17 protein-coding genes and 1 pseudogene are annotated in these 16,825 nt (G+C 49.3%); 10 read left to right on the forward strand and 8 right to left on the reverse strand.

The genetic code is table 11. The features are described from left to right. A pseudogene (locus Q8K39_RS04050) lies at window positions 1-187 on the forward strand (thioredoxin-disulfide reductase); the annotation flags it as partial. Window positions 188-209: 22 nt separating this feature from the next. Then, window positions 210-845, forward strand: a complete 636-nt coding sequence (locus Q8K39_RS04055; RefSeq protein ID WP_305258407.1) for a Smr/MutS family protein — start codon at window positions 210-212, stop codon at window positions 843-845. Between the two features lie 46 nt (window positions 846-891). Here the strand turns inward: Q8K39_RS04055 and Q8K39_RS04060 are convergent, their stop codons facing one another. The 3 genes from Q8K39_RS04060 to Q8K39_RS04070 all read right to left on the reverse strand — a co-directional run bounded on the left by Q8K39_RS04060 (window position 892) and on the right by Q8K39_RS04070 (window position 4,080). After that, complete coding sequence (locus Q8K39_RS04060; protein ID WP_370868564.1) at window positions 892-1,989, reverse strand: ABC transporter substrate-binding protein; 1,098 nt, start codon at window positions 1,987-1,989, stop codon at window positions 892-894. A gap of 92 nt (window positions 1,990-2,081) precedes the next feature. Continuing rightward, complete coding sequence (locus Q8K39_RS04065; protein ID WP_110253085.1) at window positions 2,082-2,420, reverse strand: P-II family nitrogen regulator; 339 nt, start codon at window positions 2,418-2,420, stop codon at window positions 2,082-2,084. A gap of 46 nt (window positions 2,421-2,466) precedes the next feature. Next, window positions 2,467-4,080, reverse strand: a complete 1,614-nt coding sequence (locus tag Q8K39_RS04070) for an NAD+ synthase (RefSeq protein ID WP_186954558.1) — start codon at window positions 4,078-4,080, stop codon at window positions 2,467-2,469. A 26-nt stretch (window positions 4,081-4,106) separates the two neighbouring features. On the opposite strand from Q8K39_RS04070, the gene Q8K39_RS04075 reads away from it, so the two are divergent. Continuing rightward, window positions 4,107-5,288: a GNAT family N-acetyltransferase gene (locus Q8K39_RS04075; protein WP_305258409.1), complete on the forward strand. Its 1,182-nt coding sequence runs from the start codon at window positions 4,107-4,109 to the stop codon at window positions 5,286-5,288. A 31-nt stretch (window positions 5,289-5,319) separates the two neighbouring features. Next, window positions 5,320-6,360 carry a serine/threonine-protein kinase gene (locus Q8K39_RS04080; protein ID WP_305258410.1) on the forward strand — a complete coding sequence of 347 codons (1,041 nt, stop codon included), beginning with the start codon at window positions 5,320-5,322 and terminating at the stop codon, window positions 6,358-6,360. Window positions 6,361-6,454: 94 nt separating this feature from the next. Here Q8K39_RS04080 and ppa read toward each other — a convergent pair whose 3' ends face one another. From ppa to hemC, 5 genes are all read right to left on the reverse strand, one after another. Beyond that, window positions 6,455-6,991 carry an inorganic diphosphatase gene (gene ppa, locus Q8K39_RS04085; protein ID WP_186954555.1) on the reverse strand — a complete coding sequence of 179 codons (537 nt, stop codon included), beginning with the start codon at window positions 6,989-6,991 and terminating at the stop codon, window positions 6,455-6,457. Window positions 6,992-7,119: 128 nt separating this feature from the next. Beyond that, window positions 7,120-8,316, reverse strand: a complete 1,197-nt coding sequence (locus Q8K39_RS04090; RefSeq protein ID WP_305258411.1) for a heme biosynthesis protein HemY — start codon at window positions 8,314-8,316, stop codon at window positions 7,120-7,122. 4 nt (window positions 8,317-8,320) lie between these two features. Then, window positions 8,321-9,490 carry a uroporphyrinogen-III C-methyltransferase gene (locus Q8K39_RS04095; RefSeq protein WP_305258412.1) on the reverse strand — a complete coding sequence of 390 codons (1,170 nt, stop codon included), beginning with the start codon at window positions 9,488-9,490 and terminating at the stop codon, window positions 8,321-8,323. Beyond that, window positions 9,487-10,260, reverse strand: a complete 774-nt coding sequence (locus tag Q8K39_RS04100) for a uroporphyrinogen-III synthase (RefSeq protein WP_305258413.1) — start codon at window positions 10,258-10,260, stop codon at window positions 9,487-9,489. Before Q8K39_RS04100 ends, Q8K39_RS04095 begins: the two co-directional genes overlap by 4 nt. Window positions 10,261-10,272: 12 nt before the next feature. Next, window positions 10,273-11,220 carry a hydroxymethylbilane synthase gene (gene hemC / locus Q8K39_RS04105; RefSeq protein WP_305258414.1) on the reverse strand — a complete coding sequence of 316 codons (948 nt, stop codon included), beginning with the start codon at window positions 11,218-11,220 and terminating at the stop codon, window positions 10,273-10,275. A 318-nt stretch (window positions 11,221-11,538) separates the two neighbouring features. On the opposite strand from hemC, the gene trpS reads away from it, so the two are divergent. The 6 genes from trpS to Q8K39_RS04135 all read left to right on the forward strand — a co-directional run bounded on the left by trpS (window position 11,539) and on the right by Q8K39_RS04135 (window position 16,804). Then, entirely contained in the window at window positions 11,539-12,558 is a 1,020-nt protein-coding gene (trpS, locus tag Q8K39_RS04110) for a tryptophan--tRNA ligase (RefSeq protein WP_305258415.1), read from the forward strand. A gap of 55 nt (window positions 12,559-12,613) precedes the next feature. Next, window positions 12,614-13,840 (forward strand): winged helix-turn-helix domain-containing protein, encoded by a 1,227-nt coding sequence (locus Q8K39_RS04115; RefSeq protein ID WP_305258416.1) that lies wholly within the window; start codon window positions 12,614-12,616, stop codon window positions 13,838-13,840. Between the two features lie 140 nt (window positions 13,841-13,980). Further along, window positions 13,981-14,436, forward strand: a complete 456-nt coding sequence (locus tag Q8K39_RS04120) for a universal stress protein (RefSeq protein ID WP_186954549.1) — start codon at window positions 13,981-13,983, stop codon at window positions 14,434-14,436. A gap of 208 nt (window positions 14,437-14,644) precedes the next feature. After that, complete coding sequence (locus Q8K39_RS04125) at window positions 14,645-15,274, forward strand: response regulator transcription factor (RefSeq protein ID WP_186954548.1); 630 nt, start codon at window positions 14,645-14,647, stop codon at window positions 15,272-15,274. A 231-nt stretch (window positions 15,275-15,505) separates the two neighbouring features. After that, entirely contained in the window at window positions 15,506-15,889 is a 384-nt protein-coding gene (locus Q8K39_RS04130) for a response regulator (protein WP_186954547.1), read from the forward strand. Window positions 15,890-15,916: 27 nt separating this feature from the next. Then, window positions 15,917-16,804, forward strand: coding sequence for a helix-turn-helix domain-containing protein (locus tag Q8K39_RS04135; RefSeq protein WP_186954546.1), 888 nt, complete (start codon window positions 15,917-15,919; stop codon window positions 16,802-16,804). Window positions 16,805-16,825 lie beyond the last annotated feature (21 nt).

Consider the following 16,825-nt stretch of genomic DNA (forward strand, 5'->3'; position numbering starts at 1 on the left):
CCAACTGGAAATGTATAACGGTTATATCAAGACCCGCACAGGTACAGAAGGCATGGCAACAGCCACTAATGTACCAGGCGTGTTTGCAGCAGGCGACGTACAGGACCATATTTATCGTCAAGCCATTACCAGCGCGGGCACAGGCTGCATGGCAGCCCTGGATGCACAGCGCTTCCTGGAAGAATAAGTTCACATCAAGGAAGTACAGCATGTCGTCTTTTAAAAACCTTGCTGACCTGAAGTCACTCAGTCAGCAATTAAAGCAGCAAGAAGAAAGCCGACAGCGCGCCGAAGCAGGACGTCTGGAACGCGAAAAGAAAGCCAAAGAAGAAGCCAATATTTTTCGTTCCAGCGTAGGCAAGGTCGAAGTTTTAAAGACTGTGGTCAAACATCACCCCGCGCCCACTCGCCTTGAGCCTCTACCCTTTCAGCACATCGCCGATGAGCAGGCAGCGCTACAGGAATCTTTATCGGATGAGTTCGACGCTGACTCCTTGCTGGAAACAGATGAGAACCTGAGCTACACCAGATCAGGTGTAGGCCAGGATGTCGTAAGGAAGCTGCGTAAAGGCCATTGGGTCATACAGGCGCAACTTGACCTGCATGGCTTGCGTAGGGATGAAGCCAGGGACAGCCTGGGAGAATTCCTACGTAAATGCATGCGCAATGGCACACGTTGCGTGCGTATCATTCATGGTAAAGGTCTGGGCTCTATCAACAAGGAACCTGTGCTTAAGCAAAAAGTCAGGAACTGGCTGATACAGAAAGATGAAGTATTGGCATTCAGCCAGGCGACTGCGGCTGATGGTGGCGCTGGTGCATTGATCGTACTACTGAAATCCTGAGCATAGATAATGCACCTGAGCCCGGTCGGATTCAGGTGCAACAAACTTAATTGCGGAACTTCTTGTCTTTGGAAATAACGGTCATATCCACATATTTTGAACCGTTATGATTTGAAGGCGAGAAGCTGACGTCAAAACCGCCGACATCATAACTACTGCGATTGATGCTTTCCAGCGAAGACACCAGTTTTTCTCTCGTCAATCCAGGTCCGGCACGCTTTAATCCTTCAACAAACACCTTGGCCGCAACGTAGCCTTCAAGGCTGGAGAAATTCAGGTTTTTAATGCCTGCCTTTTCCAGTGTTTTTGTATACTCACCCACGACAGGTATGGAAGGCGACCACGGAAATGGCACTACCTGAGAAATTACCACACCTACCCCGTCTTTATCGAGTGCATCTGCCAATGCCTGGCTACCGACAAAGGACACGTTGTAGAACATGCCAGTGTAGGATGCCTTGCGCATTTCTTTGACCAGCGCACTACTCGCGGCATAGGTGCTGATTTGGATGATGGCATCCGGGCGCTTGGGCAAAAGCTTGCTTACGGCTGCGGCCACATCGAGGCTGTTTCGCTCTACTGTTGCCACTTCAGAGACGCGCAAATTCCTTTTTTTCATCGCCAGTTCTACGCCAGCCAGACCAGCCTTGCCATAAGCATCGTTTTGATAAAAAACGGCGATATTTTTAGTGCCAAGATTCACCAGGCGGTCGATCAGATATTCAGTCTCATCGTTATAACTGGCCCGGATATTGAAAATTTGCTTATTGAAAGGTTCTCGCAAAGACTGCGCACCAGTATAGGGGGCAAAGAATGGAACTTTGGCTTGCGTGAAAATGGGTAAAGCTGCATTACTGGTGGCTGTTCCTACATAGCCAAATAAAGCAAACACACCATCATTTTCAATCAGGGCCTTGGTATTCGTGGCCGCCAAGTCTGCCTCATACTTATCATCCTTCTTTATAATTTCAATCTTACGACCATATACACCACCAGTTGCATTGACCTGATCAAAATATAACTTGGCACCAGAATTCAACTGTATGCCCAACTCTGCAGCAGGTCCGGTAAACGCTGCGGACTGCCCAAGTAAAATTTTCTTATCAGTGACACCAGTTTCAGCTTGGACATTTGCCATCGCCATCAACACCAGTGCCACCCCTATTTTTGTTTTTGCTCTTGCTTTTGAAACACCAACAAATTCACTTACTGCTAACTGCTTTAACTTCATCATATTTAAACCGCATCAGGTCCCGTCTCGCCAGTGCGAATACGTATCACCTGCTCCACATTTTGTACAAAAATTTTCCCGTCACCAATCTTGCCGGTGTGGGCTGCCTTGATAATTGCGTCGACAACATTGTCGGCAATCTTGTCGTCGACCACGACTTCTACCTTGATCTTGGGTAAAAAATCGACGACGTATTCTGCGCCACGATATAGCTCAGTGTGGCCTTTTTGACGACCAAAACCCTTGACCTCGACGACGGTCAGACCCGTCACGCCAACATCAGCGAGTGCTTCACGGACTTCGTCGAGTTTAAAAGGTTTGATGATTGCGGTGATCTGTTTCATTTCTCTCTCCTTATAATTACGGTTAATACAATTAATGCGGATTAAACTAGTCTCTGAACTTCGAAGTAATCGGATAACGCCAGTCGCGCCCAAAAGCACGATGTGTAATCCTGATACCTATGGGCGCTTGACGCCGCTTGTATTCGTTAATCTTGATGAGTCGCGTGATACGCTCAACATCTTCCGGCTGATAGCCAGCTGCGACAATTTCTGCTCGGGCCTTGTTTTCTTCCATATACATGGCCATGATGCCATCCAGAATGTCATAGGGCGGCAAGGAGTCCTGGTCTTTTTGATCAGGTCGCAATTCAGCTGATGGCGCCCTCGTCAGTATCCGCTCGGGTATTACGGCTGACAGGGTATTGCGATAGGCGCACAGGCGGTACACCAGGGTTTTGGCTATGTCTTTGATAACAGCAAAACCACCTGCCATGTCACCATACAAAGTACAGTAACCTACGGCCATTTCACTTTTGTTACCTGTTGTCAAAACGATGGAACCATATTTGTTCGACAAGGCCATCAAGAGTGTGCCGCGTATCCTGGCCTGGATATTTTCTTCTGTCGTGTCTTCTTTCAAGCCGGCAAACTCCTGGCTCAGGGTAGAACGGAATGCATCGAAACAATCGCTGATGGCAATTTCATCATAGCGCACACCTATTCGGGCGACCATATCACGCGAATCCAGCCAGGAGATATCGGCTGTATAGGGCGAAGGCATCATGATGGCCCTGACCTTATCTGCACCCAAGGCATCGACAGCAATTGCAAGTACCAGGGCAGAATCAACGCCACCAGACAATCCCAGCAAAACACTGGGAAAGCCATTCTTGCCAACGTAATCCCTGACGCCCATGACCAGCGCCTGATAAACCTCGGCTTCTAGCGTCAACGCCGCCTCGATCCGGGTAGGCAAAGGCTGTGCTCCATCAAATTCTATCAACTGCAAATCAGCTTCACAGTGTTTCAATTGCGCACTGATCTGGCCCTGAACATCCATGACAAAGGAATTGCCATCAAAAATCAATTCGTCCTGGCCGCCAACGAGGTTAGCGTAGACCAAGGACAATCCTTGAGAAATGACATTTGCACGCATGACATCATAGCGTTGATGCTGCTTGCCCATATGGTAGGGTGAACCATTGGGTACCAGCAGCACTTCTGCGCCAGCCTGTTTGGCCAGCAGAGGAGCATCAGACGACCAGGTATCTTCACAGATATTGATACCGAAATTCACGCCCTTGATGGTGAACACGCAAGCCTGATTAGCAGATGAAAAATAACGCTTTTCATCAAACACCATGTCATTAGGCAAGTCGCGCTTGAAATAGGTTGTCAGTACGACACCGTCTTGCACGACAGAAACAGCATTATACCTCTTTCCGTCCACTTCACTGGGATGACCGACCAAAACAGCAAGTCCGGGAAATAGCGTAAGCTGTCTCTTCAAGCTATCCAGAGCATGGGCAGCATCCAGATAAAATGCCTGGCGCAGCAACAAATCTTCTGGCGGGTAACCTACCAGAGATAGTTCTGGCGTGACGAGTATATCTGCGCCCTGCTCTGCAGCACGACGGGCATATTCTGTTATCTGTGCAGCATTGCCGGTAAGATCACCGACAATACTATTCATCTGGGCAATGGCAACTTTTACTGTCATATTGGCAAATCTGTATAAAATCGAAAATGAAATCTGAATCTCCAGCCCCACATTATCGCATGCGCATCGTCACTTCACTGAGCGAGATCGCGCCCTTGGTCTGGGACAGTCTGGTGGCTGACCAGGCACATGCCAATCCATTTTTGTCGTATGCATTTTTAAGTGCACTGGAAGAATCAGGTTCTGCCATTGAAGAAACCGGCTGGCAAGCCTGCTTTATCACGATCTGGGATGGCGAACAATTGGAGGCCGCACTACCCCTTTACGAAAAGACACATTCTTACGGAGAGTATGTGTTCGACTGGGCCTGGGCCAAAGCTTACAAGCGCCATGGATTTGATTACTATCCCAAATTGCTGTCTGCCATTCCGTTTACGCCCGTGACAGGAAGCCGCTTGCTGGCGCGCAATGAGCCAGCCCAAAGGGCGTTGATCACCGCTTTGCAAGAACTCCAGCAAGCGGGCGATTACTCCTCAAGTCACCTGCTCTTTCTGCCCGAAGAGCAGGCACGGTTGCTCAGTGAAGAAGGTTACCTGTTACGCAAATCTGTGCAGTTCCATTGGAAAAATCAAGGCTACCAATGCTTCGATGATTTTCTGGATAACCTGGATAAAAAGAAACGCAAAAACATCCGTGCCGAACGCAGAAAAGTACACGATGCCGGCATACAGTTCAGACATGTGCGCGGACAAGAGATGCAAGACGATGACTGGCGTTTTTTTAAAAGCTGTTATGACCAGACTTATGAAGAGCATAATTCCTCGCCTTACCTGAATCTGGATTTTTTCTTGCGCTTAGGCAAGAGCATGCCTGAGAATATTCATCTCATTGTCGCATTGCATGACGACAATAAAATTGCCGCCTCATTGTTAATTCATGATACACAGCGCGTCTATGGACGCTACTGGGGTTGCCTGGAAACACATCCCTGTCTGCACTTCGAGACAGCTTATTATCAATCCATAGAATTTTGCATTCAAGAAAGAATCGCTATTTTTGAAGGCGGAGCTCAAGGCGAACACAAAATGGCACGCGGCTTTTTACCTACAACTACCTGGTCTGCCCACCATTTGAGTCATGCTGAATTTTCTGATGCCGTTTCCAATTTTCTGGTACGTGAATCCAGGGATATTGCACTATATTTAAATGAGTTACATGAACACACACCCTACAAAATCCTGAAACACATTGAAGCAAGCGCCACTTGAATTTTTACCTGGATCAGGGCATCCTGTCGCAATGCAAAACAATTTTATATCCACGCCAAATGCGCCGCCTGCAGCATTGCCGACCAAACGCGTAGGACGCTTTTATTTAAGCGAACGTATAGGCATGGGATCAAATGGAGCGGTGTATCGGGGGCACGATCCCGTTATTGACCGTGATGTTGCCATCAAAATATTTAGTGCAGGCAGTAATGCTGCCGACAAGAAACAACGCGAACAACAGTTTATCAACGAAGCACGTGCTGCTGGCAGATTATCCCACCCGAATATCGTCACCATTTTCGATGCATCGAGTGAAGGTGGCACAGCATTTATCGCGATGGAATTTCTGCAAGGCAAGGATTTGCGACATTTGCTCGCCGAAGGCAAACAATTCGACATTATTGAGACGACTACCCTCATACAAAAAATTGCCGATGCCCTCGCCTATGCACATGCCAATGGTGTGATACACCGCGACATCAAGCCCGCCAATATTTTTGTACTGCCCAATCAACATCCTAAAGTCGTGGACTTTGGTATCGCCCGCGCACCCAATCGCGTGCTGGATGAAACCAGGGAACAAGCGCATACCCTGTTTAATAATAATATCCTGGGCACCCCCAACTACATGTCGCCAGAACAGGCGAACGGCAGGCAGGTCAATGCACTGACTGATGTGTACTCCCTCGGCACCGTCATGTATGAAATGCTGACAGGACAAAAGCCTTTTCAGTCGCAGGATGTAGACAAATTATTGCAACAGATTGTAAGTAAAGTAGCAAAGTACCCGTCTGAAGTTCGCCCAAGCATCCCGGATTCCCTATCCAAAATCGTCATGAAGGCGATGCAAAAAGATCCGGCTGCACGCTATGAAAATGCAGCAGAAATGTCTTTGGCATTGGAAAAATTCCTTGAGCGCGACAAGAAATTGAAACGCAAACGCCAAAAACAGGGGGACGAGTCAAATAGCTACAGAGATGATGAAGACAAGCAGCCTAGCTCTTGGTTGAGTTGGGTGGCAATTGTATTCGCGGTTGTGGGAATTGCGGCCTATTTGATGCACAGGTTTTAAGTGATGCTTCCAGTCTAAAAAACTGGGGGCCAAAAAAAAGCTGCGATATGAATCACAGCTTTTGAATCGCAGCTTTTCTAAAGCAGCAGAAGTATTATGCTTCTGCTTTATTGAAATTTTCTACACCAGCAAGAATTTCTGCTCTGGCATCATCAGGACCACCCCAACCTTCAATCTTGACCCATTTGCCTTGCTCCAGATCTTTGTAATGCTCAAAGAAATGCTGGATTTGACGCAGACGCAATTCATTCAAGTCTTCCGGTTTTTGCCAGTGTGTGTAGATAGGCAAAATCTTGTCTACAGGTACGGCCAATACTTTGGCATCGTTACCGGCTTCATCTGTCATTTTCAGGATGCCGATAGGACGGCAGCGCACTACTACACCAGGGATCAGCGGAAAAGGCGTGATAACCAGTACGTCAACCGGATCGCCATCACCGGCCAGGGTTTGCGGCACATAACCATAGTTGCAAGGATAATGCATGGCAGTGCCCATGAAACGGTCTACAAAAATAGCGCCGGTCTCTTTATCAACTTCGTATTTGATCGGGTCCCCATTCATAGGAATTTCGATAATAACGTTGAAATCATTTGGCAGATCACGACCTGCTGGTACTTTATTCAAGCTCATCTTGCACTTTCTGTATAAGTATCAATAGAAGAAATGGTTTGGGCGAGATTATATAGTTTTTCAACGCAAAATTGTGCAACGCAACAGACATCAATACAATTTAACATGCACTTATACAATCAATTTCCTCATAACATGGTGGCAATCGCACATTGGCGATAACGACTGGCAGCCTCTTCTGGTTGCCCCAGCGCCTCATGCAATTGCGCCAGCTTCAAATTGGCTTCTCGCACAGTGCGCGGATCTACTGCGTCCGATAAGGCTTGCTCCATATGTCTTTGTGCCTTGCCCCATAATTTTTGGCGCAAACATAGTGTACCAAGGGTCAGTGCCAACTCAGGATCGGTAGGATGCTGCTCTGACCATTTTTCACAATGTTCAATTTGTGACAACAAGGCAGCCGAACCTTCAGAAGCAGCCGCATCACGGTAGGCACGCATGAGGCGTTCATCCCACTCTTCCATCAGCGCTTTTTCGACGATACCCCGAGCATCATCAAACAAACCATGAGAATTGAAGGCAGCAGCTGCAGTAGATGCTACAAAAGCAGACTTGCGATCTGCCTGAGGAATTTCATACCAGACGCGGCGTATGGATTCGGTGTCATGCCCCTGGTTTTTCAACAAGTCTTCATAAGCCAGCTCACGCAAACGCTGCGACAACGCCGGATGCAGGGCGCGGTGTTTGTCCAGGGTGCGTACCAGCTTCAAAACTTCCTGCCATTTTTGCGCTTGCTGGTTGGCCTTCAAGGCCCAGCGCAACACTTGGATATGGCGGGTCCCATTGGCATTCAGCTCACGCACTGCTTCCAGCGCCTTGCCAGGCTGATGCTGATCCACCAGCAATTCAGTCATACTCACCAGGCGAGCAACCTTGTAAGCATTGTCTTGCTCAAGGCCGGCAAACCAGGAGTCGCGTCGTTCAAACTGGCTCATATGGTGAGCAGCTCGCGCGCCTATCAGGGACGCAATCGCTGCATTGTCCGGCAATTCCGTAGCACGCATGGCCGCTTTTTCAGCATGACCGAAACGACCTTCAAACAGCGCCTTCAAGGCCTCACGCAAAGCCTTGTTACTGTCTTTTTCACGCTTGTTCTGACGATACAAGGCTACCTTGCGTGGCATTTTCCTGGTGGTGATAATGGTACGTATCACCAGATAAATCACCACAAAAACAACCAGCAAAAGGAACAGGAAGAAGTTCAGTGACAAGTCTATCCTGTAGGGTGGAAAGAACAGGACTACATTCCCGGGGTTATAACGTGCGCCCACAGCAAGACCAACGGCAAGCGCGAAAAGAATCAGAAGCCGGATAAAGATACGCATACTCTTATGGCTTCACTTTATAGTTACGTACCGCATTCAGGCTTTCACCCAACGTCGGCATTTCTATCGACAGATTGCTACCCTGCACCTGGCGCAACAAGGCTTGCACAGTCTGTGTCTGCTTGGCACGGGTATCAAAATATTTGGCGATAGCATCCTGGGCGGCAATCATATCGCTTCTGAAGATACTTTCATTTCTCGACAAAAGTGCCAGTCTGGCGTTCAACAAGCGCAATTTCAGGTTTTCACGAGCAAAATAAGATTGCGAGGGAGTCAGCAACAGTACATCAGGTGTTTCCACATTCCTGACACGTATCAATTGCTTAACTTCACCCCACATCTCGCTGGAAAAACTCTGCCAGCCATCTTGCAGGCGCATGCTCCAGGTACTCTCTTCTACGTCATCGACGACTTTCTTGTCTGCCTTGGCACTAGCAGCAGACTTGGGCAAGACGCGCAGCGGCGCTTTTGGCGGCGTCGCCGTCACAACGGATTTCTCATCCGACCACAGCGGTATATGGTCAATCTGGGCAATCACACTATCGAGACGCAGCGCCACACCTGGCAAATCGAGGGCAGGTAAAGATTTTAGTCTTTCTATGTCCTTGGCGAGTGCGCGGCGTATGGAGATAAACTGTGGTTTGTCTGACTTGGCCAGACGACCATCGGCATTTTGCAAGGCAATCAAGGCACCCTGTACATTGCCGGCCAATTGCAATTGCTGGCTGGCTGTTGCCAATACCTGTTCAATTTCAGCCAGGGCCCAGTCGTCACGATTCTTGGACAAATCCTGATAGAGCTGTTCCAGAGCCAGTTGCTGACTTTGCGATTCAGATTGCTTGCCTTCAAGGAGAATGACTTTGGACTGAATTTCCTTGGCAGTCTCCTGCACATTGCGCGCCAACAGCTTGGTTTCACTGCTATTGCTATCTGCAGTCAACAGGCGTTTGGCGACCTCGTCACGCAAACCGCTGATCTGGTTTTGCGAAGACCACCAGTTCGCGGCCAGCAAAACAGCCAGCACACCAGATATCAGGTAAGCAGGATGGTTCCAGCCGGGTTCTCTCTGTTCCTTGTATGCCTCTGCAGGCAAAACAGGGGCTGGCTGTCGCGCCACAGCGTCGACAGGGCTTGCCGTTACGACGGCTTCGGGATTTGATTGCTGTTCACTCATAGACGAGATTGTAACGCGACAAGCAGTTGTTCGTCGCCAGAAGCTGTTAAGGTTATGGATAGAAACCCCAGAGACTTTGCGGTTTCTTCGATACGGCTATGTGGCACCAGCAAATGTTGCCGTTGCATTTTTGCCACGCCGTCAGTTAAATCTAATGTTGCGACATAGTCACACAAATTGCGCAACGCTTCAGAACTGGTGATGATCCAGTCATTCTCAATGTTCAGCAAATGCTTCAATTGCTGTTGAAGGGCCTGATTGAATGCGGGCTTTACTCTGCGGTAGGCTGCTACTTGCACTACTTCTATGCCTTGTTCGCGCAAAGCATCAGCCAATAGTTCACGCCCTGACTCACCGCGCACAATCAGCACTTTTCGTCCCTGTAGAGCAAGCAAGTCCAGTTCGGCTAGCAGGGTTTCAGAATCAGTCTTACGCGAATTGCGCGGGCGCAAAACAGTTGCAGTCTGATCATTCACACCGTACTCCGCCAATTTAGCCCGACTGCCCTCACCCATGACGGCAAAAGTCAAACCTTGCGGCACAGTAGTCAGGTGGCGGAAAAAAGCATCAATCGCATTTGGGCTGACAAAGGCAATTAATGCATAGTCGTGCAACTGCTCCAACTGCGTCAGTAAAGCAGCATTGTCTTCCAGTGCCCCGATCTCAAGCAAAGGGAAATGCACTACTTCGCGCCCCATTGCCAGGACTTGCCTGGCAAAATCCTGAGCCTGAGCTATTGGACGTGTCAGTATGACCGTATTATTTTGCATGCCTGGGCTATGTCATTCTGTAATCTGGGCTTTGCAAACTGCCAATATCGCTTCGGCATCCTGGGCAGACAGGGCTTGCGCCAGCTTCAGTCCCAGCTCATGCGGCTTGTCTGCAGCCCCAGTCGCTTCAGCTTTGGCAATGCGCGTGCCATCAGGCGTTGCCACCATCGCCCTGATCTGCATTTGTCCGTGATCAACTGTGGCAAATGCCGCCAGAGGTATTTGGCAACTGCCACCAAAAGCCTTGGACACTGTCCGCTCCGCCGCTACAGCCTGGGCTGTCTCGGTATGATTTAAAGCTGCCAGCATGGCGTGCAGCTCTGGCCGGTTGTCTGGTATTTCTATTGCCATCGCCCCCTGCCCTGCAGCCGGCAGGCTTTCTTCAGGGTCCAGGCAGGCGCGTATGCGTTCAGGTACACCCAGGCGTTTCAGGCCAGCTGCAGCCAGGATGATGGCAGCATATTCACCATGATCAAGTTTGCGCAAACGGGTATCCAGATTGCCGCGTAGAGGCCGTATCACCAGATGCGGGTAACGGGCAGAAATCAGGGCCTGACGACGCAAGCTACTGGTCCCTATGACGGCGCCAGCAGGCAAACTATCCAGCCCGGCATAGTCATTGGAAACAAAGGCATCACGCGGATCTTCACGCTCCAATATGGCTGCAAGAGTAAAACCCTCAGGCAAATCCATGGGTACGTCTTTGAGTGAATGTACCGCCAGATCAGCACGACCTTCGGCCATGGCGACTTCGAGTTCCTTGACGAACAGACCTTTTCCACCCACCTTGGAGAGCGCCCGGTCAAGTATCTGGTCGCCACGGGTAGTCATACCCAAAATCTCTATCTGCCATTCAGGATACAGCGCGGCCAGGCGGTCACGTACATGTTCTGCCTGCCACATCGCCAAACGGCTTTCGCGTGAGGCAATAATCAATTTTTTAGAACTTAAGGAGGTCAAAATAAGGCTACTTTCAACTATAAAAGCGGGATGCACGGGATACAAAAACAAACCGCGATTTTATCATTGCAGGAAATGACTTTATAAGTAATTCAGATGACAAGATGGCAGTTTTAACAGAATTAAATTAAATCCACACTAAAACCAATCCCAAATTCGTCCAAAATCTGGTCAAACTTGACATAGCCAGCCTGAAAACGGCATCATAGCCGGAGAACACGCCTTGATTTACGTCATGCCGCCCAAGCTTCCGCGGCATTTTTTACGTATACTCTACGGCTACTGGCAATTTCACCGCATTACCCAATTGGATTTAGCATGCTCCCTGGTACTGAAGATAAAAAACACCTGATACTGACGGGTGACCGCCCTACCGGCCCCCTGCACCTTGGCCATTTTGTTGGCAGTTTGCGCAATCGCGTCAAGTTCCAGAACCAGTATGAGCAATACATCATGCTGGCAGACGCCCAGGCATTGACTGACAATATGGAAAACCCTGCCAAGGTCCACGACAATGTCATGGAAGTGGCGCTTGATTATCTGGCAGTAGGTATAGATCCTGCCAAATCAACGATATTTATTCAGTCACAAATCCCAGAACTGACAGAATTAACTTTCTATTACCTCAATCTGGTCACCGTAGCCCGCCTGGAGCGCAACCCGACCATCAAGCAAGAGATCGTTTTGCGCAATTTTGAGCGCGATATCCCTGCTGGTTTCTTGACTTATCCAGTCAGCCAGGCAGCAGATATCAGCGCCTTCAAAGCCAGCCTGGTGCCCGTCGGTGAAGACCAGATTCCAATGATAGAACAGACCAATGAAATCGTGCGTCGTTTCAACCGCCTGGCAAATAAAGATATTCTGGTTGAATGCCAGGCGCTGGTGCCTGAAATTGGCCGGCTGCCGGGCGTGGATGGCAAGGCCAAGATGAGCAAATCTCTGGGCAATGTCATCAACCTTGGCTTCACACCTGCGGAAATCAAGGCAGCAGTGCGTAATGTTTACACTGACCCATTGCATTTGCGCGTGGCTGATCCCGGTCATCTGGAGGGCAATGTCGCCTTTATTTACCTCGATGCTTTTGATGAAGACAAAACCGGTCTGCAAGAAATGAAAGACCATTATGTGCGCGGCGGCCTGGGTGACAGTATTGTCAAAGCCCGTCTGGAAGGTATCTTGCAAGATATGCTGAAACCGATACGTGAACGCCGTGAAGAGTATGCCAAAGACCGCGGTCAGGTTTTGCAAATGCTCAAGGATGGCACCCGAAAAGCACGCGAAATTGCTGCTCAAACCACCGATGAAGTCAGGGCTGCGATAGGCCTGAAACACTTCTGATCTGCGCAGGGATTCGAACCTCCGACCTACCAAATCACCTTTGAGCAATAATTTTATGAGCGCAACTGATTTTCATCTGACACTCAGTTCCGCTCGCGCCCTGCATCTGGCAGCACAGGGCTTGCTGCAACCGCCTCCGCGCAAGACTGGCAAAGACGATGTATTGGCTTGCATACGCAATATGTCGGCTCTGCAGATTGATACCATAAACGTAGTGGCGCGCAGCCCTTATCTGGTTCTATGGAGCCGCCTTGGGCATTTCGAGCATGCCTGGCTCAATGAATTATTGGAAGAAGGCCATTTGTTTGAATACTGGTCGCATGAAGCCTGCTTCTTGCCTATAGAAGACTATGGCCTGTACCGCCACCAAATGGTGTCACCACAAGGACTGGGCTGGAAATACAATCACAAGTGGCTACAAGAAAATACGGCACAGGTAGAAACCATACGGCAGCATATACGTGAAAACGGGGCCAGCCGTTCGGCTGACTTTGAGCGCACCGATGGCAAAAGTGGCGGCTGGTGGGAATGGAAGCCAGAAAAACGCTCACTGGAAATCTTGTTCACGACAGGTGAAGTGATGGTAGCCAAACGCCATAACTTCCAGCGCATCTATGATTTGCGTGAGCGCGTGCATCCAAAATGGAATGATAAAAAACATTTGCGCACGCCGCTAGAATGCGAACGCACGCAGATACTACAGGCAGTGCGTGCGCTAGGCATTTGCAAAGCCAGCTGGATGGCTGATTATTTTCGCATGGGTAAATTTGATGCAAAAAACCAGCCTGTGCAACTGGTTAAGGAAGGCTTACTGATACCAGTGCAGATAGCAAATCAGGAACAGCTTTTCTACGTTCATCCAGCCCGTCTGGACGCCCTGCAACTAGCGCAAGACAATCAACTCAAGGCAACAGCCACCCGTATACTCTCCCCTTTTGATCCAGTTGTCTGGGATAGAAAACGTGCCATAGAATTTTTTGATTTTGACTACAAGCTGGAGTGCTACACGCCCGCCCCTAAACGGCGCTACGGCTACTTCACCCTGCCTATATTGCGCAGGGGGGCACTGATAGGCCGCATGGATGCCAAAGCCCATCGCAAGGATGGCATGTTCGAAATCAAGGCTCTGCATCTGGAATCTGGCGTACGAGTTTCCAAGGCAATGACCACCGATCTAGGCAAGACCTTGCGCGAATTTGCCGCGTGGCATGAATGTACAGATATACAACTACAACACTGCAGCTCACCAGAGCTAGGTCAACTGCTGGCCACAGAAATTTAATTGTTGACAGACAAAAAGAAAAATACAGAACAAACAAAATTTCCACTCTATTGACCATATTCTCTTATTCTCCTTGTTTGAAATCAAGGCAGATGTGACAATCCACCTGCATGCTGGATACACCTTCAAGGGGATAGACTATGTACAAGCGTATACTGCTACCGACCGATGGCTCAGAACTGTCACATGCCTGCGTTACAGCTGGCCTTGAATTTGCCCAACAATTACAGGCAGAAGTGGTTGCGGTATATGTTGCTGGCAATTATCAATATCCGCTCTATGTCGATATCTTGCCACCCAATGGCCCCACCGAAGAAGAGTACCAGGCGGCCATGCAAACACTGGCAGAAAGCTACCTGCAACCTGCCAGGGAAGCAGCGAATGCAGCTGGCCTGGCTTATCAGGAAGTCATACAATTCAATGACTCCACCGCCAAGGAAATCGTCCATACAGCCCAGGAATATGCCTGCGACCTGATCTTCATGGGTTCACATGGCAGAAGCGGCCTGGGTCAATTCATACTGGGCAGTGTTACAACCAAAGTCTTGTCCTTGTGCCTGATCCCAGTGCTGGTACACAGGATCAAACATCACTAAGTGCATGTTTGCGATTCGTAGCGAGCGTCAGCGCTCGAAGAGCAGCGCATGAGCCCGATCATATGCGAGCAGTAAGATCGCAAGCAGGTTCTAAGCGATACAGAACCACACGCCTGCACTGGCTACAGTACAATGTTGGAAATCCTTGCTTTGGCACAAGTATGTGCCGAATGCGCCGCTGAACATGAAATGTAGCCCTATTGCCTCTATGACCCGCATCTTGATAGCCGACGACCATACCATCATGCGCGAAGGACTGAAACGCATACTTGATGGCATAGAAGACATACAAGTAGTTGCCGAAGCAGTCGATGGTTTCGATACCCTGGAAAAAGTACGCACTACCGAATTTGATGTCTTGCTGATGGATTTGTCCATGCCTGGCCGTAGCGGTGTAGACCTGATACGCCAGATCAAGGACGAATTCCCCAAATTGCCAATCCTGATACTCACCATGCATGAAGAAGAGCAGTATGCCGTGCGTGCCATACGCGCTGGTGCGCGTGGCTATCTGACCAAGGAAAGCGCAGGCACACAACTGGTCACTGCCTTGCGCAAGGTTGCCTCGGGTCGCCCGTACATCAGCATAGAAGTGGCTGAACAACTGGCTATGAGCGCCATGCCTGCAGATGACAGCCAGCCGCATACCAGCTTGTCTGACCGTGAATTTGAAGTATTTACCCACCTGGTCAAGGGTAAATCAATCACTGAAATCGGTGAACTCTTGCATTTGAGCGTAAAGACAGTCAGCACCCACAAAACTCGCATCATGCAAAAAATGAATATGAGCAATTTATCTGACTTGGTGCAATACGCCGTGGCACACCATCTCCTGTAGCCTGAATACTGTAGCCTGTACCCGCCTTCCTCCTCGACCATATCCCTTCTGACGGCACCTGATTGACCACCATCAAATTAGGTTGTCTTCTCCGTCCGCCATATTACTGCTAGGAATATTCCTACAGATACAGCGCCAAATCTGACAATTCAAATCAGCATCTCCTGATTTAAATCAATGCTGATGCTGACGATAATAGAGCCTAAGCAAACACGCACAACAAGTCACAACATGAACCTGTACATCGTCGAAGATTCAGTCCTGATTCAAAACCGCCTGGTGCGGTTCGTTGAAGAAGTGCCTGGCATGCATGTCCTGGGAGTCGCAAGTGACATGGGGAGCGCCTACCAAGCCCTGCTTGGCAATGACGCCGACGCATTGATACTGGATCTCCAGCTCGCCGATGGAAACGGCTTGCAGCTGCTGAGGAATATCAAGCAAAGCAGGCCAGCCATCAAGGTAGTGATACTGACAAATCACGCAACAGAAAACAATCGCGTACTTGCATTGCGGGCAGGCGCAGATGGTTTTTTGGATAAGTCCACGGACTTTGGTTCGCTACAAGATTATCTGCTGCGTTGGCAGCAACCAGATTCAAATCATCAAATTAACTAATGTCGCAAACCGTTCAAGGGGACTACCATGACTACAGCAACCTTTACAAACAGTACCAGCAGCCTGTCTTCAGTTGCCAGCAAGAATAGTTTTCCAGTCATCTCCAATGAGGCTGGCTGGCGTTGCCATGGCAATCTCTGGTCCAACCTGCATGAAGTTTGCGAACTTCTGCGCATACCTACCCCTGCTGCTTCTGCAGATGAAGAAGTGTTGTTTCAGCATGTACGTTACAAAGCGGGTCAGCGTGTACACACCATAGGCCAGGATTTTGAAACACTGTACATCGTCAATTCAGGATTCTTGAAAACTGTCCTCATCGACGAGTATGGCAATGAGCAGGTATTGAGTTTCCCCATGAAAGGTGATCTGCTCGGAATTGATGGCATACATAACCAACAACATGCCTCTGAAGCCGTGGCCCTGTCTGATTGCGACATCATACTCATGCCTTACAAGACTTTCTCTGCGCTGGGACGTATTTATGCAGAGCTGGAGCAAGCCATGTTCAGCGTCATGAGCCGCGAACTGGTGCGCGAACAAATCATGATAGGCATGCTGAGCGCCCTGAGTGCTGAAGCCAAGGTGGCTCGCTTCCTGACTACACTCGGGGAACGCTTTAGCCAGCTCGGCTATTCTGGCAAGTCCTTTAATTTGCGCATGACACGTCACGAAATCGGCAGTTACCTGGGCCTGACACTAGAAACAGTCAGCCGCACCCTGTCTGCCTTTAATGAAATGGGATTGATCAGTGTCGAGCAACGCCAGATCGCCCTTCTAGATGTGCCTGCACTGAAAACCCTGCGTCGCCTGCCACCTGCCAAAGCGCGTATCAAAGTCAGTGAAAAAGTGTCGGCTTTAGTTGGTAAGAACCTATTGCCACAGTGGGGCAAAGAAGTTGCCGTTGCTTTAAATTAGTGTAAGCTTTAGCAAGTAAGT

It is taken from the genome of Undibacterium sp. (assembly GCF_030683615.1).
In the GTDB taxonomy this organism is placed as follows: Bacteria; Pseudomonadota; Gammaproteobacteria; order Burkholderiales; family Burkholderiaceae_D; genus Undibacterium; species Undibacterium umbellatum.